General features: G+C 46.4%; 18 protein-coding genes. 9 read left to right on the top strand and 9 right to left on the bottom strand.

The features are described 5' to 3' along the window. Nucleotides 1–12 precede the first annotated feature (12 nt). The gene (locus tag ACLSU7_RS01400) at nucleotides 13–1,347 is read left to right on the top strand and encodes a chloride channel protein (protein ID WP_413293734.1); all 1,335 of its coding nucleotides are present in this window, start codon (nucleotides 13–15) and stop codon (nucleotides 1,345–1,347) included. A 9-nt stretch (nucleotides 1,348–1,356) separates the two neighbouring features. After that, complete coding sequence (locus ACLSU7_RS01395) at nucleotides 1,357–1,563, top strand: SlyX family protein (protein ID WP_181604247.1); 207 nt, start codon at nucleotides 1,357–1,359, stop codon at nucleotides 1,561–1,563. A gap of 150 nt (nucleotides 1,564–1,713) precedes the next feature. On the opposite strand, the gene ACLSU7_RS01390 is transcribed toward ACLSU7_RS01395, so the two are convergent. Both ACLSU7_RS01390 and ACLSU7_RS01385 read right to left on the bottom strand, forming a co-directional pair. Next, the gene (locus ACLSU7_RS01390) at nucleotides 1,714–1,995 is read right to left on the bottom strand and encodes a helix-turn-helix domain-containing protein (protein WP_413293733.1); all 282 of its coding nucleotides are present in this window, start codon (nucleotides 1,993–1,995) and stop codon (nucleotides 1,714–1,716) included. A 91-nt stretch (nucleotides 1,996–2,086) separates the two neighbouring features. Next, nucleotides 2,087–2,926 (bottom strand): hypothetical protein, encoded by an 840-nt coding sequence (locus ACLSU7_RS01385; RefSeq protein WP_413293732.1) that lies wholly within the window; start codon nucleotides 2,924–2,926, stop codon nucleotides 2,087–2,089. Nucleotides 2,927–3,055: 129 nt separating this feature from the next. On the opposite strand from ACLSU7_RS01385, the gene ACLSU7_RS01380 reads away from it, so the two are divergent. From ACLSU7_RS01380 to htpG, 5 genes are read left to right on the top strand one after another with little or no spacing between them, the layout of a single operon-like run. Further along, nucleotides 3,056–3,649 carry a hypothetical protein gene (locus tag ACLSU7_RS01380; protein WP_413293731.1) on the top strand — a complete coding sequence of 198 codons (594 nt, stop codon included), beginning with the start codon at nucleotides 3,056–3,058 and terminating at the stop codon, nucleotides 3,647–3,649. Further along, nucleotides 3,649–4,605, top strand: a complete 957-nt coding sequence (locus ACLSU7_RS01375; RefSeq protein ID WP_413293730.1) for a formimidoylglutamase — start codon at nucleotides 3,649–3,651, stop codon at nucleotides 4,603–4,605. Before ACLSU7_RS01380 ends, ACLSU7_RS01375 begins: the two co-directional genes overlap by 1 nt. Before the next feature lie 4 nt (nucleotides 4,606–4,609). Beyond that, the gene (locus ACLSU7_RS01370) at nucleotides 4,610–5,635 is read left to right on the top strand and encodes a threonine aldolase family protein (RefSeq protein WP_413293729.1); all 1,026 of its coding nucleotides are present in this window, start codon (nucleotides 4,610–4,612) and stop codon (nucleotides 5,633–5,635) included. Further along, on the top strand, nucleotides 5,632–6,714 hold the full coding sequence (locus ACLSU7_RS01365) for a tryptophan 2,3-dioxygenase family protein (RefSeq protein ID WP_413293728.1): 1,083 nt from the start codon (nucleotides 5,632–5,634) through the stop codon (nucleotides 6,712–6,714). The genes ACLSU7_RS01370 and ACLSU7_RS01365 overlap by 4 nt, the downstream gene beginning before the upstream one ends. 15 nt (nucleotides 6,715–6,729) lie before the next feature. Beyond that, the gene (gene htpG, locus ACLSU7_RS01360; protein ID WP_413293727.1) at nucleotides 6,730–8,595 is read left to right on the top strand and encodes a molecular chaperone HtpG; all 1,866 of its coding nucleotides are present in this window, start codon (nucleotides 6,730–6,732) and stop codon (nucleotides 8,593–8,595) included. Between the two features lie 453 nt (nucleotides 8,596–9,048). On the opposite strand, the gene ACLSU7_RS01355 is transcribed toward htpG, so the two are convergent. The 3 genes from ACLSU7_RS01355 to ACLSU7_RS01345 form a co-directional block, all read right to left on the bottom strand. Then, a complete protein-coding gene (locus ACLSU7_RS01355; protein ID WP_413293726.1) occupies nucleotides 9,049–9,471 on the bottom strand; it encodes a DUF4288 domain-containing protein in 423 nt (140 codons plus the stop codon). Nucleotides 9,472–9,723: 252 nt separating this feature from the next. Continuing rightward, the gene (locus ACLSU7_RS01350) at nucleotides 9,724–10,212 is read right to left on the bottom strand and encodes a peroxiredoxin (protein WP_413293725.1); all 489 of its coding nucleotides are present in this window, start codon (nucleotides 10,210–10,212) and stop codon (nucleotides 9,724–9,726) included. Further along, on the bottom strand, nucleotides 10,184–11,380 hold the full coding sequence (locus tag ACLSU7_RS01345; RefSeq protein ID WP_413293724.1) for a hypothetical protein: 1,197 nt from the start codon (nucleotides 11,378–11,380) through the stop codon (nucleotides 10,184–10,186). Before ACLSU7_RS01345 ends, ACLSU7_RS01350 begins: the two co-directional genes overlap by 29 nt. A gap of 112 nt (nucleotides 11,381–11,492) precedes the next feature. Between ACLSU7_RS01345 and ACLSU7_RS01340 the strand changes: the two genes are divergently transcribed. Further along, nucleotides 11,493–13,157 carry an AMP-binding protein gene (locus ACLSU7_RS01340; protein WP_413293723.1) on the top strand — a complete coding sequence of 555 codons (1,665 nt, stop codon included), beginning with the start codon at nucleotides 11,493–11,495 and terminating at the stop codon, nucleotides 13,155–13,157. A 256-nt stretch (nucleotides 13,158–13,413) separates the two neighbouring features. On the opposite strand, the gene ACLSU7_RS01335 is transcribed toward ACLSU7_RS01340, so the two are convergent. Beyond that, nucleotides 13,414–13,773 (bottom strand): high-potential iron-sulfur protein, encoded by a 360-nt coding sequence (locus tag ACLSU7_RS01335; RefSeq protein ID WP_413293722.1) that lies wholly within the window; start codon nucleotides 13,771–13,773, stop codon nucleotides 13,414–13,416. A gap of 183 nt (nucleotides 13,774–13,956) precedes the next feature. Further along, nucleotides 13,957–14,481, bottom strand: a complete 525-nt coding sequence (locus ACLSU7_RS01330) for a MerC domain-containing protein (protein WP_413293721.1) — start codon at nucleotides 14,479–14,481, stop codon at nucleotides 13,957–13,959. 115 nt (nucleotides 14,482–14,596) lie between these two features. Here ACLSU7_RS01330 and ACLSU7_RS01325 point away from each other — a divergent pair, with 115 nt between their 5' ends. Beyond that, nucleotides 14,597–16,006: a protein adenylyltransferase SelO family protein gene (locus ACLSU7_RS01325; RefSeq protein ID WP_413293720.1), complete on the top strand. Its 1,410-nt coding sequence runs from the start codon at nucleotides 14,597–14,599 to the stop codon at nucleotides 16,004–16,006. Between the two features lie 58 nt (nucleotides 16,007–16,064). Here ACLSU7_RS01325 and ACLSU7_RS01320 read toward each other — a convergent pair whose 3' ends face one another. Both ACLSU7_RS01320 and ACLSU7_RS01315 read right to left on the bottom strand, forming a co-directional pair. Continuing rightward, on the bottom strand, nucleotides 16,065–19,169 hold the full coding sequence (locus tag ACLSU7_RS01320) for an efflux RND transporter permease subunit (RefSeq protein WP_413293719.1): 3,105 nt from the start codon (nucleotides 19,167–19,169) through the stop codon (nucleotides 16,065–16,067). A 3-nt stretch (nucleotides 19,170–19,172) separates the two neighbouring features. Then, on the bottom strand, nucleotides 19,173–20,597 hold the full coding sequence (locus tag ACLSU7_RS01315; RefSeq protein ID WP_413293718.1) for a TolC family protein: 1,425 nt from the start codon (nucleotides 20,595–20,597) through the stop codon (nucleotides 19,173–19,175). Between the last annotated feature and the right edge of the window lie 30 nt (nucleotides 20,598–20,627).

Below are 20,627 nucleotides of genomic sequence, written 5' to 3'. Positions count from 1 at the left end.
TATTTGTGAAGCATGCCTAAATCTCCCGTCGGCTTTCAGCTTCACAAACTGATCGAAAAATTACAGTACAAAGAATCATTGCGAATCGTGCCATTTTTAGTGGCAAGTTTAGTCGCGGCCTTCATTTCCATTCTTTATACCAAAATATTTTTCGCCACCGAGGAGTTTTCTCTCCGTATTTTGCATGAAACTCACTGGGCGATTTCATTGATCGTGACTCTCGTCACAGTTTTTTTAAGCTGGTTCCTACCCTATCGCTTTGCACCCCATGCCAGCGGCAGCGGTATTCCACAGATGCTGATTGCCAATGAACTTGATCCGGCAAGCGATAGCAAACTGATCCGCTCGCTCATTGGCGTGCGGGTTATTTGCATGAAAATCATTGCGAGCATCGTCTGCGTCTTAGGCGGAGGCGCCGTGGGACAAGAGGGTCCCACTTTGCAAATCGTGTCGGGTATTTTCTATCGCCTGGGTGAAAAGTCCACGCGCTGGATTCAGCAAGCTTCCACCAGGACATTTATTTTGGCTGGTGGAGCGTCGGGCCTGGCCGCAGCCTTCAATACTCCCCTGGGAGGTATTGCCTATGCTCTGGAAGAACTCAGCAAAGACTATTTCAATAACTTTAAAACCTATGTTTTATGGTCTGTGATGGCCACGGGTCTTCTGGTGCAGACAGTGCTGGGGGGATATCTTTACTTTGGATTTCCGTCGATTCAATCTGTGGGCGTACAGAGTTATTTTTCCATTATTGGGCTTGCCGCGATCACAGGAATTTTGGGTGCGGTTTTGGGGAAAGTACTTTTCCGCATCAATCAAGAGCGTAAGAAAATAAAAAACTTCAAAAAACTCATCGCCGTGAACCTAGTAACGGGCTTGTTGTTTTGGTTGGCCATTTATTTCTGGAATGAACACGGCGTGGGTGGCGGAAAAGTCATCATCACCAACCTGTTATTCAAAGAGGAATGGGCGACAGCCTCTGATGTGGGAGTGCGTATTATCGGGCCCATCCTGATGTCGATCGCAGGAGTTGCGGGTGGACTGTTCGCCCCGACCCTGGCCATTGGCGCCACCGTGGGATCTTTGTTTTCTGAGCTGGTCTGGACTCACAATCATCATTTGCTGATTTTGTGTGGGATGATTGGATTTCTTACAGGCTTTATGAAGACGCCGTTTACCGCGTTCATCCTTATATTCGAGATGACGGACCGTCACTCCTCCCTCTTCCCGATGATGTTAAGTGCAGCAGTTGCAGCGGGCGTATCCCATATGATAAGTCATCATTCATTCTATGACTTGGTGAAAGAGGACTTCTTCCACAAAAAAGACATAGACCATCCCGCAAACTAGAGGTCGACCGTGGACGAATCACGCTTAGTAAATTTAGAAATTAAAATTTCTCACCAAGACCAGGTGATCGAAGAGCTTCATCAAGTCGTTTACGAACAACAAAAAGCCATCGAAAAACTCGAAGTCCTACTCAACGGACTCACCAGCCGCCTCAAAGAAGCCCTCGAAGCCGAAGGCTCCGAAATCCGCGGCAACGAAAAACCACCCCATTATTAGAAATTTACGTTGAGGTCTTCCCGTTCGGAGTCCACGACAACGAAGCCAGGAATTTTAGCGCCGAGAAGGTTTTATCAAGGCGCAAAGAGGAAGGCGTACACCGTACGCCGACGATGCAGCAACGCAGAGAAAACCTTCTCCGCGCTAAAATTAACTGCTTTTTGCTTGTTTGAAGCGTGTCTTTAGGTTGATCGCTGTTAGACGAAGCTCTTCTTCCAAAACAACATCAAACAATTTTTGCGCAGAGATTTTGTACAAGCCCGCCAATTTCCACAAAATAGAAATCGGTGGAGAAGAAACACCACGTTCCCAGTTAGAAACGAACTGTGCAGTTTCATAGCCTAGAACAGATGAAACTTCTTTTTGTGACAAGCCTGATTTCAAACGACACTCTTTAAGGAAAGCCGCCAATTTCGATTCTTGTGTAGCCATTTAATTAAATCCTCCAAATACGTACCTGAGTCCAAACGGGACGCTACCAGCGACGCAAAACAAAGACAAGCATCGATTGAAAAAAAATTAATCATGCATGCATGATCAAATTGGACGCGAGAAGAACTTCGATTTTTTTTCGCCACTGATCTTGTGTACACGGCGATGACAACTTCTCCAGAAGTGCCATTTCTAAAAGTTGTTCCTCTGTGTACTCACGATCACCCATGAGTAAATCCAAGAGTGCGGCCTCATAAATATCTATTTTCGTCTCAACTATTTTAACCAATTCTTGATTGTATACAAATGTATAAAGTCCCGAAGAGCGCTGAATCAGCTCATTATCGTGAGATAAATTCAAAGTCTGCAAACTCGGATTAACAACCAATTGTTTAGATGAGCCATTGGCGACCTCAAATGGTTGAATCTCAAGCCACGCGTGAATCCACTCCCACTGAACTAGCTCAATCAGTGTTTGTTTATTCAAATATTTCTGACGAATAAAACCGCTAAAGTAACGCCAATGATCTTGAAGCAACCAACTGCTCCACTCCATCTCTTTTAAATATTCAGCGCAAAGCTTTGAACTCATGACTCCGAGTTGATGGTGAGTCTTAGGAAAAATCCGCGTGAATGTTTTTAAAACTTCTTCTTCAAAATTAAATTTGGATTCAGCAACCACACGGGAGGGAGTCAGCCATTGAAGTGTCCTCTGCAATTCCTCATCGTAGATCCCGCGCACCGAGGAAGGAATAAACGTCGAATGCGTTTGCAGAATAATCTCGCGCTCTGCTTTTATGTTCAGCAGTTGCTGCTGGCGAAGGGCCCCGACTCCAACGACATCCAGATCGCGCACGATAATTTGCGCGGACTCGGGCAAAATTCCATTCCAGGGAAACGACAATATATTGAGGTCATTTGATTTCGACATTGCTAATTAGTGTAGGATTCTATGGGTTTGCGGGCAAGATCTGCCCATCACTTGTGCATGACTATGTCAGTCAAACGAAGGAGTCCTTTTATTGTTGACCCGCTTTTTCACCCATGGAACAAGGGTGCCATGAGAGTTTTAATTTTCGTCCTCACAGCTATGATGTCTGCTGTTGCCTTCGGTGCGCAACAAGTTGGCGGCGTTGTATCTATTGAAGGCGGAAGCATGTATTTGAAGTCAGAAGACCCTTGTCACCGCTACCTGATCGCTTCTAATAATGAAACGGCCTTGAATGCATTGGTGAAACTCGCGGCGGGTGACTTCATCACAGCAACGGGTTTGAAAAATCCAGGCAACTGCACGGTTTCAATTGATTCCGTGGAGTACGTTGGACTTCGCCGCATGCTGGGCAATTGGTACTCTCGCGATGCGGTTATCAATGTTCAAGACTTTAACTCCATGAAGTACTACCCGGCTCAAACTGTCGTTACCAAAGGTGACCGCGTGTACACTTCCGTATCGGCAAGCCCGGTGGAGTACAACTACAGCTTAATTCCAGGCTCTGGCAAAGAATGGGTGATGTTCCTGTCTGACTCAAAAAGCACGACATTTGGAACGATCCAATTCAACCGCGGATCTGCAGTGATGAAGATCTACAGTTCAGAGACTGGTGAATTGAACAAAACACTTCTTCTTTACAGAATGACACCCGGACAAAATTAATGAGTTGGTTACATCCCACAGACAAGCATCTTCTTTTCACAAAAAATGACAAAGAGGATCCTCGCCTTGGGGAATGCGTACAGCTCCTGCCAAAGGGCGAACCTTCTTTAGATTCACACGAGTTCGATTTTGCGCTGTTGGGATATCCCGATGACGAAGGCATTGCTTTAAACGGTGGCCGCGTAGGCGCGCAAAACGCTCCCAAAGAAATCCGTACTTATCTTTATAAAATGACTCCCCACCTGGCTTCGACGAAGCTTCCAAAAATTTTGGATCTGGGCGATTTAGTGAACCGGGAAAAACCTATCGAAGAACGTCACGCTAAGGGCCGCGAACTCATAAGCCAATTAGTTAAGATGAATAAGCGCTGGATTTCTTTCGGTGGAGGCCATGATTATGGTTACTGCGATAGCACCGCTTTCGTGGAAAACCATAAGGGCAATGCCGTGGTGATCAACTTTGATGCTCACATGGATGTTCGCCCCACTGACAAAGGCCTGAATTCAGGGACTCCTTTTCATCGTCTGCTTCAAGAATTTTCTGGGCAAGTGGATTTCGCCGAAGTCGGCATTCAAAACCAATGCAACAGCCAAGCACACATCGCTTGGGCTCGCAGCAAAGGGGCTGAGATCATCACACTGGATCAAGTGAATGAAAATGGCCTTTTGAATTCTTTGAAGGACTATTTGCGCGGCAAAGAAGGCAAAAAAGTTTTCTTAAGTGTGGATATCGATGCCTTTACTTCCAATGAAGCTCCCGGTTGTTCTCAGTCTTGGACGACGGGTTTATTCACCAAGGATTTCCTGGAAGCCCTTCAATGGATGATGAAAAATCACGATATTCGCGGTATGGGAATTTACGAAGTCTCCCCGCCTTTGGATTCTGATAAGCGCACTTGCAAATTAGCGGCGTTGATCTCTCATAATTTTATCTTTGGTCTTTTAAATAAAGGTTAGCTTTATGAACCGCGGTTTTGGCAGCGACAATCATGCGGGTGTCCACCCCAGGATTTTAGAATCATTGGCGAAGGCCAATGTCGAACACGCGCCCTCTTATGGAACTGACGAATGGACTGAACAAGCTATCAGTGCTTTTCGATCGCACTTTGGTGAACAATCCCAGGTCTTTTTCGTTTTCAACGGCACGGCGGCCAACGTCACAGCTTTGCGTGCGATAACTCGCCCGTGGCAGAGTGTTCTTTGCGCGGACGTTTCTCATATTAATATGGATGAGTGTGGTGCCCCCGAACAAATGGGTGGCTTCAAACTGCAAACAGTTCCAACGGTTGATGGCAAACTTTCTGTTGAAGCATTAGAGCATCAATTCATCCGCCGCGGGGATCAGCATTTTTCTCAAGCGGCAGTTTTAAGTATCACTCAGCCGACGGAACTTGGGACTGTCTATACGCTGGAAGAACTGCGTTCTTTGATTGCATGGGCTCGCGAACGTAAATTATTCGTTCACATCGATGGGGCTCGCTTAAGCAATGCCGCGGTTTCCTTGGGACTTAGCTTTAAAGAATTCACGACAGACTTGGGCGTTGATGTGGTCAGCTTTGGCGGCACAAAAAATGGTCTGATGATGGGCGAAGCTGTGATTTTTTTGAACAAAGCTTTGGCGCAGGATTTTAAATATGTGCGCAAACAAAGCAGTCAGCTTCCTTCCAAATCTCGCTTTATCGCCTGCCAGTTTATCGAGTATTTTAAAAACGATTTATGGAAAGACATAGCCGGGAATTCATTGGCGCGCGCTCAAGAACTTTACGAGGCGATCCAGAATGTTCCGGGTGTGGGTGTTCGTGCGAAACCCACCAGCAACGCGGTCTTTGCCACGATTCCTTCCGCGTGGGTGAAACCCTTGCGCGAGAAATTTTTCTTTTATGTCTGGGACGAAAAGACTTTTGAGTGCCGCTGGATGACTTCCTGGGACACACAAAGTTCTGACGTTCAAAATTTTACCACTGCTATTAAGGAGCTTTCACGATGAAATACCCTCCGGTTCATTATCATGATTATTTAGGTATCGATAAAATTCTGGGCGCCCAACATCCAAAAAGTGTGGAGTACGGGAAACCTGCACACGATGAATTGTTATTCATCATCGTCCACCAGGCTTACGAGCTTTGGTTTAAACAAATTCTTTTTGAATTGGATTCCGTTCTTGCGACTTTCCAAAAACCGACCGTGGCCGAGGAAGAAATGGGCCAAGCCACTTCCCGCTTGGAAAGAATTGTTGCGATTCAAAAATTGATCATGGGTCAGATTGATGTTTTGGAAACCATGACTCCCCTGGATTTCCTGGATTTCCGTGACATGCTTTATCCGGCTTCGGGCTTTCAAAGTTTCCAGTGGCGTTTGATTGAAACGAAATTAGGACTTCGCATTGGGGATCGCTTGGCTTACAACCAGGCTCCTTTCTGGAAATCTTTAAGCGAAGATCAGCAAAAAGAAATGCTGGAAGTCTTAGACAAGCCTTCTTTGTTTGATTCGTTGGAAAAGTGGCTTGAGCGCACGCCGTTCCTGCAAGGTGAAAACTTTAATTTCTGGGATACTTATAAGCAGGCCGTGAACAAGATGTTTAAAGAAGACATCGCCACAGTTCAGGCCAATGCTCGCATCCCTGATGATGAAAAAAAGAAGACCGTCGAGGGCTTGGAAAAATCATTACAAAGCTTTGATGCTTTGTTTGATGAAGAGGCTTTCGATAAACTGCGCGCTGAGGGGCAATTCCGTTTGTCCTATAAAGCGATGCACGCGGCCTTGTTGATTCAGCTTTACCGCGATCAACCGATCCTGCAGACGCCATTTAGAATCATTCGTGCCCTTTTGGACATCGATGAGAACATGACGAACTGGCGCTACCGCCATGCGATGATGGCGATGCGCATGCTTGGTAATAAAATCGGTACTGGCGGTTCTTCAGGACACCAATATCTGGCTGCCGCGACTGCTAAACACAAGATTTTCAGCGATTTCTTTAACTTAACGACATTTTTTATCCCAAGAAGTCAGGTTCCGGCCTTGCCAAAATCAATTTCGGACCGAATGTCGTTTCACTACACTTAATTAAGGAGCTTATTTATGGCAAAACAAGTTCAAGCCTTTAATGCAGAAATTAAACAGCTTTTGGATATCGTGATCCACTCTCTTTACTCCCATAAAGAGATTTTTATTCGTGAGTTGGTCTCCAATGCTTCAGATGCGATTGATAAACTCAAATTCCAATCTTTAACGCATCAAAGTTTATTGCCAGCGGATTGGTCTCCCGAGATCCGTTTGGAAGGTAATAAAGATCAAGGCACTTTAAAAATTATCGATAACGGCATCGGCATGGACCAGGAAGAAGTGGTTCAATTTATCGGAACGATCGCGCGCTCAGGTGCTAAAGCCTTCATGCAAATGAATGAAGAAATGCGCAACAAGCCTGAATTGATCGGTCAATTCGGTGTGGGCTTTTACTCAGCGTTCATGGTGGCTGATAAAGTCACTTTGCATACACAAAAAGCTGGTACTAATGAAGGCGTGGCTTGGGAATCCACGGGTGATGGTACTTACTCTATCGATTCAGTTCCTCGCCCCGGGGGCACGGGGACGACGATTACTTTGCACTTGAAAAAGTTTGCAGAGGAAGAGGAAGTTCAAGACTTCACTGACGCTTGGGTTTTGAAATCTTTGATTAAAAAATACTCTGACTTTGTCGCGCATCCTATCAAGATGAAAAACGACAAAGGCGAAGACGAGACTTTGAATTCGCAAAAAGCGATCTGGTTAAAATCTCCGTCTGAAGTGACGAAAGAAGACCACAAGGAATTCTATCAGCACTTGTCCCATGATTTTAACGAACCATTGAAAACGATCCACTACCGTGCCGAAGGCACGATGGAATTCAACGCGTTGATGTACATCCCGGGCAAACGCCCCTGGAACTTCAACAACCGCGAGATGGAGTATGGTCTAAGCCTATACATCAAGCGCGTGTTCATCATGGCTGATTGCAAAGAATTGCTTCCTCAGTACCTGCGCTTTGTGAAGGGCTTGGTGGATAGTTCTGATCTATCCCTGAACGTTTCCCGCGAAATCTTGCAACAGGACCGTCAGGTTTCAGCAATTCGCAAAAACGTGACGAACAAAATCTTGAGCGGCTTGAAAGATTTGCTGAACAAAGAGCGCACAGAATACGAAAACTTCTGGACTGAATTCGGTTCGACTTTCAAAGAAGGTTTACCGGTTGATCCAACAAACAAAGAAAAAATCCAGGAGCTTTGCCTGTTCCACTCCACTGCGTCTGATAAAATGACGACTTTGGATGAGTACGTGGCGCGCATGAAGCCTGAGCAAAAAGATGTGTACTACATCACAGGTGATTCTTTGTCTCAGGTGACGAACTCTCCTTACTTGGAAAAACTTAAAGAAAAAGGCTTCGAAGTTCTTTTGATGGTGGATCCTGTGGATGAGTGGGTTGTAAACGCGATCAGCACGTTCAAAGACAAGAAACTTCAGTCCATCACGGCTGAGGGCTTGAACTTGGATACTGAAGAAGAAAAGAAACAAAAAGAAGAGGAATTGAAAGCCGCAGCTGCGACTTTGCAACCTTTGATGGACACAATGAAAAAGACTTTGGAAAACCAAGTTAAAGACGTTGTGTTGTCTGAGCGCTTAACGAACACGCCGGTGTGCTTGGTTTCTTCCGCGCATGATCCTTCGGCGCACATGCAAAAACTGATGGCGCAAATGGGTCAAGAATACAATCAGCCGGTGAAGCGCGTGATGGAAATCAACGCGAAACATCCGCTGTTTGAAAAGATGCTAAAAGCTTCGCCAGAACAACAAGCGAAGTGGTCTGAAATCTTGTTTGCGCAGGCATTGTTAAACGAAGGTTCCTCGATTCCAGATCCCGTGAAGTTCTCTCAGCAGGTTGCTGAGTTGATGATTTCTGCGGTTCACTAGAATTGATCAAGTAAGTCCGTACCTTAAGTGGGTACGGACTTACCTGTACTGAATTGAAAAAAAGCCCATGGCTATCAACCAGGGCTTTTTCTTTTTTCGCGTCCAATCTTGTAACTTCCACCTCCGCTTCGGTAACTGGCTGCGTCGGTGGGAATAAATTCTGCGAGGTCATTACTAATTCACCATTTTCACTGCCGCTGCGGTTGCTGGGTGCGTCGAATGGCTTCATGTCATAACTTTATCGCAGATTCGGTGAACAGATTTGAGGATGTATCTGATAGATCATTTCGATGGGCCAGAGTCATCTCGGTGCCTGGCTGCTTCGGTCCGGCAACAGATCCAGGGACCATTGCGATCCTGCCAGATTCACTGACGCTCCGGTTGCTGCGTGCGTCGGTCCGAACGGTGCATTCGGACGGAGTAAAACTCAAGCGTCTTACCCCGCCCCGCAAACTAGATGTAAGCGCTCAATTCTTTGCTCATGAAACGTTTGCGCATTTTTATTGTGCTGTTTGTTTCAAGCTTGCCAAGGCGGCGGGCGATCAAATCGTTTTTGGATGCTTTCTTCGTCAAAACTTCAGTGGATGCAAACAACTCAACGCCGCTTTCCAAAGTTTCATATAATTCGAAAACGTCACATGCGTTCAAGTATTCAGTTTGTACGGCTTGGCCGTCGAAGTTTGCGTAAGTGTATTGGCTGTATTCTTTAGCGTCTTTTTCAGCGGCTTTAACGGCTGCGTTTGCGTTCGCTGCTTGGAACAGTACTACGCGTTCTTCAAGCAATTCTGCGAAAGGAGCTTTGCCTTTAGCAGTGCTTTTACCAACTGCGCGAGTTACATACAGAGTTTTAACAGCGAACCATTTTTTGTTTTTCATTCTTTTTCCCATCGTGATTTTTTGCGGCACAAGAAGTTTCGATTTCTCCGCCGCTTCAGTTTTTAAAATTATTTAGTTTTGTTTGGCTATTAGCTATTTGGCTCGTCTGCTCATCTGCTATCAGCTATGTGCTCTATGCTATCTGCTCATCGGCTTATTGGCTTATCGGCTTATTGGCCCCTCGGCTTACAAGCTCATTAGCTTTCGCTATTTTATTTTTTGATTCATAAGCCTGCTCAGCCGCCAGAAACGCTAAAGCGACTTTACAAATTTAAGCATCTCAGCCGCATGACCTTCCGCTTTGATTTTGCGGAATTCGCCGACAAGTTTACCATCTTCGTCGATCACGAAAGTGCTGCGCTCGATGCCCATCACCTTTTTGCCGTACATGTTCTTTTCTTTGATCACGTCGAACAACCCGCAAAGCTCTTCCTCTTCATCAGACAACAACTGAAACTTAAAGTCATACTTGCAGATGAACTTATCATGGGATTTCAAACTGTCGCGAGAAACGCCGATCACTTCCGTGTTTTCTTTTTTAAACTTAGGCAAAAGATCATTAAACTCAATCGACTCCGTCGTACAACCCGGCGTGCTGTCTTTCGGGTAAAAATACAGAACGATCTTTTTTCCTTTCAAAGAAGACAAAGAAAACGTCTCTCCACGGGATGAAGGAATTTTAAATGCGGGAACTTTTTTACCCAATTCAATTTTAGCGGCCACTTGATGCTCCTTGATCATGCAGGATTTCCTGCTGTACCGGCGCTTGCTGTTGACCCGGCTGAGCACCAGGTTGCCCTGATTGACCCGGCTGAGAAGGATCGCCTTCAACTTCAAGCGGTTGCGGATTTTCGATAATATTCCCGTTCTCGTCCGTTGGCCAGCCATGATTAGTCGCTTCAGGATTTGCAGTCTCCACCGGAGCATCCGAAGAAGGCGCGCCCTCACCCCCGATCACACCTCCGGGCAATAGGACCGTTGGTTGATCCATGGGAACAACGACCGGGCCCGCTGGGCTTGCAGCTGGAGTCTGCTGCTGTTGCCCCTCGCCTGATTGCTGACCATCTGCTACGGCTGATGGTTGCGGCGTCACTGAAGGCAGTGGAGTAGCTTTAGGAGTTGGGGACGGTGTCGGAGCATAAAGTTCCGTTTCGGTCACCGTGATTTTACCCGTCATAGGGACATCAGCTTCAATTTTACGAATGTCAGTCAAGTTCTCATAAACTTTCCCGCGAAGGCGGATCATGTCCTTGCCCTCTTTTTGATAATCATAAACATCCAAGCGAATCATCTGGATTTTATTTTTTTCCTGAGCCCAGTCTTTGCAATTTAATCCCAACAACTGCTCTGATGAGTTCGTACGGATTTTACATACGATGGGCTTATTTAAAATCGCTGCACTCATCCCAAGGACTTCTTGTAAACCTTCAGGATAAAAAGTGACTTCAAACTCCCCTTCTTTTTGCGCATTTAAAAATGCCATGTGTTTCGCCGGAGCCTTCGAGGAACATTTCTCAAACATATCGATTTTTTGCGGATAACCTGTTTGCGACAAAACGTCGCGCTTTACTTCATAGCGGTCGCAACTGAATAAAGATTTATTTCCAAGCTTGGCATTTGACTGTGATAAAATCGCACGCTGAACTTTACCGAAGGCCGATTTTAAAAGTGGAGGACGCTCGCCCGTCAACACCCACCAGGCCTCGCGGTGAACACTGTCTGCTTGCTCCATCAAATGCGCAAAAGAGTTCATCGCTTTATCCTGAGGACTCACAACCAACTTTTTTGGCATGTTCACGACTGCGGGTGCGGTCGCCGCCGAATCCCCTGCCGAATCCTTCTTACGAACACAAGAGGTAAACAAACTTATTGGAATCACCAGGATGAGAAGGATTTTACAAATGTTCATCCCTTAAGTCTTGCAAAGGGTCGGTCTGAACACAAGAATTTCCTTTACCCGTCTCGAACCTTTACTCTAGAATGAAGGCTCAGCACAATTGAGAACGTCATCAGGAGGCATCATGGAAAAGATTTGGCTCAAGAACTACCCTGCGGGAATTGGCCCTGAAATTGACCCAAACGAGTACCAATCTCTGACTGATATTTACGATGAAGCCGTTCGTAAGTTTTCCTCCAGAAAAGCTTTCACCAACATGGGCGTCAGTCTCACATTTGCGGAGCTGGACCAAAAAGTAAATCACTTCGCTTCATTCCTGCAAAACGAATTGAAATTAAAAAAAGGCGATCGCATAGCAATTCAAATGCCGAATCTGTTGCAGTTTCCAGTGGCAGCCTTCGCAGCCCTTCGTGTGGGTCTCACAATTGTGAACACCAATCCTCTTTACACCGCTCACGAAATGCAACATCAGTTCAAAGACTCCGGAGCAAAGGCAATTGTCATCATGGCGAACTTTGCAAATCATCTGCAAACGATCATCAAGGATACGCAAATTGAAAGTGTCGTGATCACTGAACTTGCAGATCTATTCCCTACTCCGAAAAGAATTTTGGTGAACTCCGTTGTGAAGTACATCAAAAAAATGGTTCCTAAGTACGACATCCCTCAAGCTTATACTTTCCGTCAGGCTTTGGAATTGGGAGCCATGCGCCCACACCAAAATGTAAAAACTAATCACGAAGATTTAGCTTTCCTTCAATACACTGGCGGAACAACAGGCGTTGCCAAAGGCGCCATGCTAACTCACAAAAACGTGATCTCAAACATGATGCAAATCCGCGAGTGGATGAGACCTAAACTTGAAGAAGGTCGCGAGATCGCAATTGCTGCTCTTCCGCTGTATCATATCTTTGCATTGACGGTGAACTGCCTGGCGCTTTTGAAAATGGGTGCCGAGAATATCCTGATCACAAATCCAAAGGACATCCCGGGCTTTATCAAAGAATTGAAAGCAAGACCTTTCTCTGTCGTTTCTGGCGTGAATACTTTATTCAATGCCTTGATGAACAATCCAGAATTCGCATCGATTGATTTTAAATCCGTGCGAGTGAGTGTTGCAGGCGCGATGACGTTGCAGAAACCTGTGACTGAAAAATGGATCAAGATGACGAACTCTGTAATCGTTGAAGGTTACGGCTTAACAGAAGCCTCTCCGGTTGTGTCTTGCAATCCAATTGATGGCACAGACCGTGTCGGTACGATTGGTCTACCGATGCCAAGCACAGACGTGAAACTCATCGACGAAGACGGCAACGAAGTCAAACAAGGTGAAGCCGGAGAACTTTGCGCAAAAGGCCCTCAAGTCATGCGCGGCTATTGGAATCGCCCAGAAGAAACAGCTGCAGTTCTTTCCCCTGATGGCTGGTTAAAAACCGGTGACATCGCCACTGTCGACACCGATGGTTTCTTTAAAATCGTAGATCGCAAAAAAGATATGATCCTGGTATCAGGCTTTAACGTTTATCCAAACGAAGTCGAAGAAGTGATCGCCTCTCACCCAGGCGTTTTAGAAGTAGCCGCCATCGGCGTACCCGACGAACACTCCGGCGAAATCGTAAAAGTAGTGATCGTTAAAAAAGATCCAAGCCTAACCCCAGAAGACGTCATCGCCCACGCAAGAAAAAGCCTCACCGGCTACAAAATCCCTAAACTTGTAGAGTTCCGCACAGAACTCCCAAAAACAAACGTAGGCAAAATCCTACGCCGCGCCCTAAGAGACCCCAAATAGCAAGAAAGCCCCAAGGGGCTTTCGAGCCAAACTCCCAAAGCAAGAAAATCCCAAAGGGATTTTCGAGCCCCAACAAAAAAAGGTCCCACCAGGGACCTTTTTTTTATTTCCAAAAACCGTCAACCAAGGTTGGTCAAAACGGTTCGATTGCTAGGCGGAGTAACTTGCTCGCAGCGCAGGCGTGCCCCCGGCACGTCGGAGCGAGAACAAGTCGCTCCAACAACGCAAGCGGGCCGTTTTCACCAACCGCTAAGAACTAAGCTTTTTTGTTCCAGGATGCACACCATGCGTCCGCTAGTACAAGTTTACCAGCAAAGATAGTGCAAGTGCCTTTTTTATCGTCTTTCTTGCCGTAGAAACCGCAAGTCGCGCAGCGGTTGCCCTTTGCTTCAGGCGCTTTCTTGTAGTCTTCAACGTATTTCACAGCTTTTGCTACAGAGTCATTGGGATCAACCATTGGCATTGCGCCGCCAGCTGCTGCGCCACCAGAAGGAGCTGCGCCTCTTCTTTTCTCCTGAGCTTGAGCTTCCGAAGAGAAAGCGCGCAAAAGTGTTGGAGCGATAACTGCTGCCCCTGCTACGGATGCTAGTGTTTTGAAAAATCCACGACGGTTCATTGTGTTGCCTCCTGTGTGTTTCGATTCGTATTCTCAAATAGTATTCATTTTCACTATGTTTTCAATTACAAATCGAAAATAACCAGACACGACATAATCTGACAAGGCCACAAATCGTTGCATGAAACGAAAAAAGCCGCATCAACTGCGGCTTTTAAATTACTAATATCTCTAAATATTTAACTAGTGAGAGTGAACTTCACACTGACAGGCTTTGCGATTCAACCAATGCGCCGTCACCAAAAGGAGGCTCCCCAGGATCGTCACGACATCGTGCTCGTACACTTCAACCATTTCGTGCGGAAGAACTGAACCTGCACAAACAAGCAGCAATCCACCCACACCCATCGCCAAAACTTTACTTTGACGGTGATGTTTAAAGCCCGACCAGAACGCAAACAGCCCAATCGGCAAAATCACTGCTGCCATCGACAAGTGCACCCAGTGAGATTCAAAGGCCTCCCCCATCACTGGCAAGGCCAGAATCAAAAGAGGCGTCACCAAACAGTGAATCGCACATAACGTCGAAAGAAACATTCCCAGCTTATCCCAGATATCTGTTTCTTCGGCGAATTGTTCATGTTGAGAGTGATCGACATCGCAGCAAGCCGCTGCGTTCGGATTCATGGCAAATGAAGATTTAAGATCAGCCCCCGCAGCTTCCACTGCTTTAAAGACTGGTTTTCCATTTAAAATTTGCTCGTCCACATGCACCGCCTAAGTTACGTTTATCCCCTAAATGCAAGTCACTGTCAACTAGGCCCATTTCCCCTCGTAAACTCTACAGCTTGCCTTTCACTCTTTGTAAGCTCATACATGAGATATGAGCACGCACCAGCCACCTCCTATTTATGAATTGGGTCCCGAATTTTATGATGAGGTCCAGCCCGCAAGCTTCCCGAAAGCCCAACTGCGCTATCGAAATCAGGCGGCGGCGGAGTCCATTGGCTTAGGAGATTTATCAGAATCAGAGTGGAAATCTTATTTTGCAGATTTCAAACCCATGCCGGGAAATCTAGTTACGGTGTTAGCGCTTCGTTATCACGGACATCAGTTTCGATCCTACAACCCGCAAATTGGCGATGGGCGAGGCTTCCTTTATGCGCAGTTTTTAGTTAAAGAAAAACTTTATGATCTAGGCACAAAGGGCAGTGGTCGCACGCCCTACTCCCGCACCGGGGATGGACGACTCACACTTAAGGGAGCCTTCCGCGAAATTCTGGCGACGGAACTTTTAGAAGCATATGGTGTTAATACCAGCAAAACTTTTTCAGTCTTTGAAACGGGCGAAGAGTTAGAACGTCATGACGAGCCATCCCCGACTCGCGCCGGAGTTTTGGTTCGCTTAAATCACAGCCACATTCGTTACGGGACATTCCAGCGCCTGGCCTTTTTCAAAGAGACTGAAAATATCGTGAAGCTCGTGGATTATTGCGTTCGCCATTACTATCCAGAACTTTCACAATATCAAGGTGAAGAAAGGGCTGCAGCCTTCCTGCAAGCTGTTTGCAGAAACGCCGCTCGCACCGCCGCTGAATGGATGCTTGCAGGCTTTGTGCACGGAGTTCTTAATACCGACAATATGAATATCACGGGCGAGTCTTTTGACTATGGTCCCTATCGCTTTATGCCGCAGTATGATCCCGCATTCACGGCCGCCTATTTTGATCAAAGCGGTCTTTATGCTTACGGGCGCCAGCCGACTTCGGTGCTGTGGAATTTGCATCAATTGGGATTTGCTTTAAAATTCGGGTACCCGAACCTGCCTTATGAGGAATTACTTGAAGAGTTTGCCGATGACTTTAACTTTGAAAGTCGCAGACTGTTCATGCATCGCTTGAATATTAAAAATCCCCTTCAAGATGAAAGCGCGTCTTTGGAGATGGACCAAGAGATGATGATGAACTTCTTTAAGTTTTTAAGCGAAGCGCAGCCCCTGTTTGAGCAAACGTTCTTTGATTTGCATTCGGGGATTAACGAAGAGCGCTTGCGTAACTCTGTACAAAGCGCCGTTTACAATCATCCAAGTTTTGCCGATTTGAAAAAGAATTTAGAATTCTATGAAGTTCTTAACGAAGAGAAAGCCGCACACCCGTATTTCAAAAATACCAAGTGCTGCTCGCTGATCATCGACGAGTTAGAATCCATCTGGGCCCCGATCGCCGAAAGCGACGACTGGACCCTGTTCGATAAAAAACTTCAAGACATCCGCGCAATCAAAGGCATCTATTAGGTGCCAGGTCCTATTTACGGATGCAGTGCATACGTAAATAGGACCTGGCACCTTTTTTCTATCCGCCTTCGTAGCCGGAGATTTTTGCTAGCTTCTCGCGAACCCAGATACGGAAGTCATCGATAAAGCCGAAGGCCGCTGGCACAACCACTAACGTTAGTAACGTCGAGCTGATCAAACCACCGATGATTGCAATACCCATGGAGGTTCTCATCGCGGAGGCTTCATTCAGACCGATGGCGATGGGAATCATCCCGGCAATTAACGCAAGCGACGTCATCAAGATCGGACGAAGACGCGTGCGGCAGGCTTTAAGCAAGGCGTCTTTGCGTTCCATACCGTCTTGCAAAAGATGGTTGGTGTAATCGACCAACAAGATCGAGTTCTTGGCGACCACGCCTAACAGGAGCACGATCCCAATCAGCGAGAAAATATCGATAGTTTTTCCGGTGATCAAAAGCGCAATAAAAGCCCCGGTCATCGCCAGGGGCAACGCAAGCAAGATCGTAAATGGCGTGATAAAGCTTTCGTACAAGCTTGCCAAAACCAGATAGATGAATGTGACTCCGAGGAAAATCGCGATCAACATATTGTTAATCAAATCCTTAAAGTCATCTGCCTGACCTTGGAAGCGATACTCAATCCCTGGAGGTGGTTTAAGTTCGGTTTTAAAGATCTTTTCGATCTCTTGCGAAACCGTTCCCAAGGCTCCGCCTTTTGCCAAGTTCGCTGAAACTTGAATGAAGCGACTTTTATTCTGACGATTGATCTGCGAATACCCCTTCGAATCTTCACCGCGGGCGACACGCGCTAACGGAATCATATTAAAGTTGGCATTTGGAACCAGGGTCGTTGCAAAGTTGCTGCGAAGATCGCGGTCTTTTTCGTTAAAGCGAACGCGCACTTTATAATCGATGCCGTTTTCACGATAGATCGTGTCTTCGTTTCCTTCGGTACGGTTACGAAGTTCAGCCCCTGCTTTCACCGTGGAAACACCGAGCGACTCGGAACGATTGCGATCAAAGATCACGTGATACTCGGGTTTACCTGCGCGGAAGTTTGTATCCACATCCACCAGGCCTTTGATCTGACTAATACGCGCGACTACTTGCTCCGCGTATTTATTAAGTTCTTCTAGATCCTGCCCCGTTAAATTGATGTTCAGTGGCTTTTGACCCGAATTCACCGGGTCAAACTCCCCGATAGAAACAATGGCGCGCTTTTTAAACGGATCCAGGCGTTTACGCAACTCTTCGGTGTAGTCCATGGTATTCATCGAACGCTGTTTAGGATCTACCAGGCGCACATACAGACTTGCTTTGTTGGATTCATTATTAAAAGAACCCACCGTCGCAACAACAATATCAACGGCTTTATCGCCCTCAAATATTTTTTCAATCTCGGCCACGAAATTCCCCGTGGCTTCCAGCGATGAACCCACTGGTAATTCAATGGATACCGAAAACTCGCCTTCATCTCCAGCGGGCAAAAATGTTTTTGGAATAAAAGCGACAGTGACCATCGAAGCCACAAAGACCAAGAGGGCGCCGGTCAAAACCGTTTTCGGATGATTGATTGTGAATTTCAAAAGACGTTCATAGATGTCTTCCAACCGTGTTTGAAATCTATCAAATGCCGAAAGCATTCTTCCAATGATGTTATTCCCTTTATTATGCTCATCAGGATGGGCTAGATACGCCGACATCATCGGTGCCACGGTAAAGGCATCGAATAGTGAAATCAGCATGGTGAAAACAACCGTTAAACCGAACTGTTTAAAGAATTGTCCTACGATACCTTGTAGGAAGGAAATTGGACCAAATACCGCGATCACAACCAATGTTGTTGCAACAACGGCCATGGCGACCTCTTTGGTTCCATCCAAAGCGGCGTCTTTAGGACGCTTACCCATCTCCAAGTGACGGAAAATATTTTCCCGCACCACGATCGCGTCGTCGATCAAAAGACCCACGGCAAGGGACAGTGCTAAAAGCGTCATTAAGTTAATCGTAAAACCCATCGCAAACATGATTACAAAACCACCGAGCAATGAATTCGGTAAAGCCATACCAGTGATCAATGTTGAGCGAGCCGATCCCAAGAAAAAGAATACAACCAAAACGCAAAGCGCGATCCCGATCATGATCGACTCGTTCACGTCAGCCACATTCAGACGAATCGGTCTGGACGTGTCACGCACAAGCTTTACTTCCGCCTTGATACCTTTTGATTGCAAAAGCTCGTTGGCCCGAGCGATATTCTTTTTGATATTGTCAGCCACAGCTACGGTGTTGGAACCACGCTGCTTATAAACTTGCATCAACAGAGCCTTTTGCCCCTGAATGCGCCCCATGGTTTTTTGATCTTCCAGGCTTTTTATCACCTGACCGATGTCTTTGATCATCACCGGGCGATCGGAACCAATAAAGTTCACGTTCACTTCTTCAATTTGTTTTAAGGACTCAAACTCGCCACTGGTACGAAGGGTCGTTTCTTGTTTTGGGTTTTCGATTTTACCGATAGGAGTGTCTTTCGAAGTTTCTAAAACACGCTGAGACACCTGAAGCATCGAAATCTTGCGATCCTGAAGTTTATTTTTATCGATCACGACGTGAATCTCTTGCTTACGACCGCCGTAGATATCAACTTGTCCGACGTCTTTCAGACGCTCAAAGATCGGCTTCACCACTTCGTTGGCAAGGTCGTAGGCTTCACCATCCGGTAACTCTGTAACCATGGCAAGGGTCACGATCGGTTGATCGGCCGGGTCAAAACGACGGATCACGGGTTCATACATATCCGCTGGCAAATCGCGACGGATGTTACCGATGCGGTTACGAACATCTTGCTCCATCTCTTTAATATCGGTTCCAAGGTTAAATTCCAAAACCAGAACCACAACGCCATCCAGATTGTTCGACGTTAATGTTTTAAGTCCTGGCAAACCACCCAATTCATCTTCGATAGGCTTAGAAACTTGCTTTTCCAAATCCAAAGGCGAAGCCCCGGGATACGTGATCTGCACTGACAAAATGGGAAAGGTCACATCCGGGAAAAGATCCACGGGCATTTTAAATAAAGAAAACACACCCAGAATCAGGGTCAGTAAAACCACACAAAGAATCGTGATGGGTCTACGAATCGAAAGACTTGGTAAATTCATAGACTATTCCTCCACCGTCATAAATAAACGGGCTTGAGCTTCCATTTTTCTTTGTTCCGCTTTTAAGCGATTCATATTGAGCTCAGAAGTGGCGGCATCATTTTCTGCATCCACCACATTCATCGTGATCGTACGACCTTTATTGAACAGATCATTGGTCGCGCGCGAGCGATCATTTTGCAGTTTATTAAACTGCTCAGCACTTTGCACACGTCGGTTCATTTCACCATACCGACGGTTCAACTCACTCCAAGCACTATCACTCTCTAACAGTTGACGTTCTGCCAGCAAGCGTGACGCCAAAGCATTTTTCTTGGATGCATCTTTCGCGGCACGTTTGACCGAGGTATCAAACATATAATTTAAAGTTAAAGCCACCTTCGCAGTGGGTTTATCCACGTCGCCGAGATTTTGAGTCGCATCCGGCATGTCTTTAGAAAAAGTATTGGTGTTATAAGAACCACTTAACACCAAATCAGGTCGGAAGCTGTCTTCGACTTCATCTGCCTGGACCGCGGCCACCTTGGCTTCAAGAGATTTTAAATAGGCTTCGATTTGCACCACCCGCCCTTTGCCACCGCTCACCAAAGATTCCAAAGGGCGAGCCGCACTTAAATCACCTTCTAAAGCTGGAAACGATGACATCTCTTTGAGTTCTAGCGCATCCAAGACCGCTTTTTTAGCGGCTTCCAAATCGTCTTCGGCGGTGATCAAAACCAGTTGGCGCCCCGCCACCAAGGCCTGACCTTGCAACAAATCCGCACGGTCACTGATACCATCAGCCACACGACGACGGGTCCACGATTCAATTTTCTTAGCCCGCTCTAGGGATCCCTTTGCGGTTTTTAAATTTTCGACGGCATAAAGGTATTCCCAAAAAGCGGCTTCCGCCTGAACCAGAACGCCCCGGATTTTATAATCATAGTCACCCTTTTGGGCGGCTGTTGCAGCATCCTGACGTTCCCAGCGCAAGCGAGTCGCATGACCAAAGGCATCTTTCCATAAAGATTGAGAAAGAGTCAGTCCCAGCTGCCCGTAACCGAATTTACTATAGGCCGCAAACTGCGGATTCACGATTCCTGGATTATCAAATTGAGTAACCGCGCCCCACACGGAGGCCTTGGTTCCCGATGAAAACTTTTTTGAGAAACCCAAGTTATAAGCAAGCTGCTTGCTTTCCGGAACACCAAACATCGCAAACTGACTTAAGGGATTTTTATCGCTCAGATAGCTGACTTCTGCTGACATAGCTGGAACCAATTCAAGGTCGCCAGCAAGATTACGGTCATCCGCCGCTTCTTTCGCAACATCCAGGGCTTTGATTGACTTGTGATGGGTTTCTACAGATTTCAAGTACTCCTGTAAGTTCATGGCGAAGGATTGCGATGATACTACCAGGAAAAGCGCGACACACAGTTTGCTCGTCATAGAGATAAGTCCTTCCGTGACTCATTCTTG

Origin of the sequence: Bdellovibrio sp. HCB185ZH, assembly GCF_047302455.1 — a bacterium.
Taxonomy (GTDB): Bacteria; Bdellovibrionota; Bdellovibrionia; order Bdellovibrionales; family Bdellovibrionaceae; genus Bdellovibrio.
The sequence above is the reverse complement of the archived record's forward strand: the minus strand, read 5'-3'. Positions and strand labels throughout refer to the sequence as shown.

What these genes read in the sequence shown, in the direction of transcription:
- ACLSU7_RS01380 (WP_413293731.1), top strand. Translation starts at nt 3,056, where the DNA reads ATGAGAGTTTTAATTTTCGTCCTCACAGCTATGATGTCTGCTGTTGCC.
- ACLSU7_RS01320 (WP_413293719.1), bottom strand. Translation starts at nt 19,169, where the DNA reads ATGAATTTACCAAGTCTTTCGATTCGTAGACCCATCACGATTCTTTGT.
- ACLSU7_RS01345 (WP_413293724.1), bottom strand. Translation starts at nt 11,380, where the DNA reads ATGAACATTTGTAAAATCCTTCTCATCCTGGTGATTCCAATAAGTTTG.
- ACLSU7_RS01400 (WP_413293734.1), top strand. Translation starts at nt 13, where the DNA reads ATGCCTAAATCTCCCGTCGGCTTTCAGCTTCACAAACTGATCGAAAAA.
- htpG (WP_413293727.1), top strand. Translation starts at nt 6,730, where the DNA reads ATGGCAAAACAAGTTCAAGCCTTTAATGCAGAAATTAAACAGCTTTTG.
- ACLSU7_RS01370 (WP_413293729.1), top strand. Translation starts at nt 4,610, where the DNA reads ATGAACCGCGGTTTTGGCAGCGACAATCATGCGGGTGTCCACCCCAGG.
- ACLSU7_RS01390 (WP_413293733.1), bottom strand. Translation starts at nt 1,995, where the DNA reads ATGGCTACACAAGAATCGAAATTGGCGGCTTTCCTTAAAGAGTGTCGT.
- ACLSU7_RS01335 (WP_413293722.1), bottom strand. Translation starts at nt 13,773, where the DNA reads ATGAACCGTCGTGGATTTTTCAAAACACTAGCATCCGTAGCAGGGGCA.
- ACLSU7_RS01315 (WP_413293718.1), bottom strand. Translation starts at nt 20,597, where the DNA reads ATGACGAGCAAACTGTGTGTCGCGCTTTTCCTGGTAGTATCATCGCAA.
- ACLSU7_RS01385 (WP_413293732.1), bottom strand. Translation starts at nt 2,926, where the DNA reads ATGTCGAAATCAAATGACCTCAATATATTGTCGTTTCCCTGGAATGGA.
- ACLSU7_RS01340 (WP_413293723.1), top strand. Translation starts at nt 11,493, where the DNA reads ATGGAAAAGATTTGGCTCAAGAACTACCCTGCGGGAATTGGCCCTGAA.
- ACLSU7_RS01325 (WP_413293720.1), top strand. Translation starts at nt 14,597, where the DNA reads ATGAGCACGCACCAGCCACCTCCTATTTATGAATTGGGTCCCGAATTT.
- ACLSU7_RS01375 (WP_413293730.1), top strand. Translation starts at nt 3,649, where the DNA reads ATGAGTTGGTTACATCCCACAGACAAGCATCTTCTTTTCACAAAAAAT.
- ACLSU7_RS01350 (WP_413293725.1), bottom strand. Translation starts at nt 10,212, where the DNA reads ATGATCAAGGAGCATCAAGTGGCCGCTAAAATTGAATTGGGTAAAAAA.
- ACLSU7_RS01365 (WP_413293728.1), top strand. Translation starts at nt 5,632, where the DNA reads ATGAAATACCCTCCGGTTCATTATCATGATTATTTAGGTATCGATAAA.
- ACLSU7_RS01355 (WP_413293726.1), bottom strand. Translation starts at nt 9,471, where the DNA reads ATGAAAAACAAAAAATGGTTCGCTGTTAAAACTCTGTATGTAACTCGC.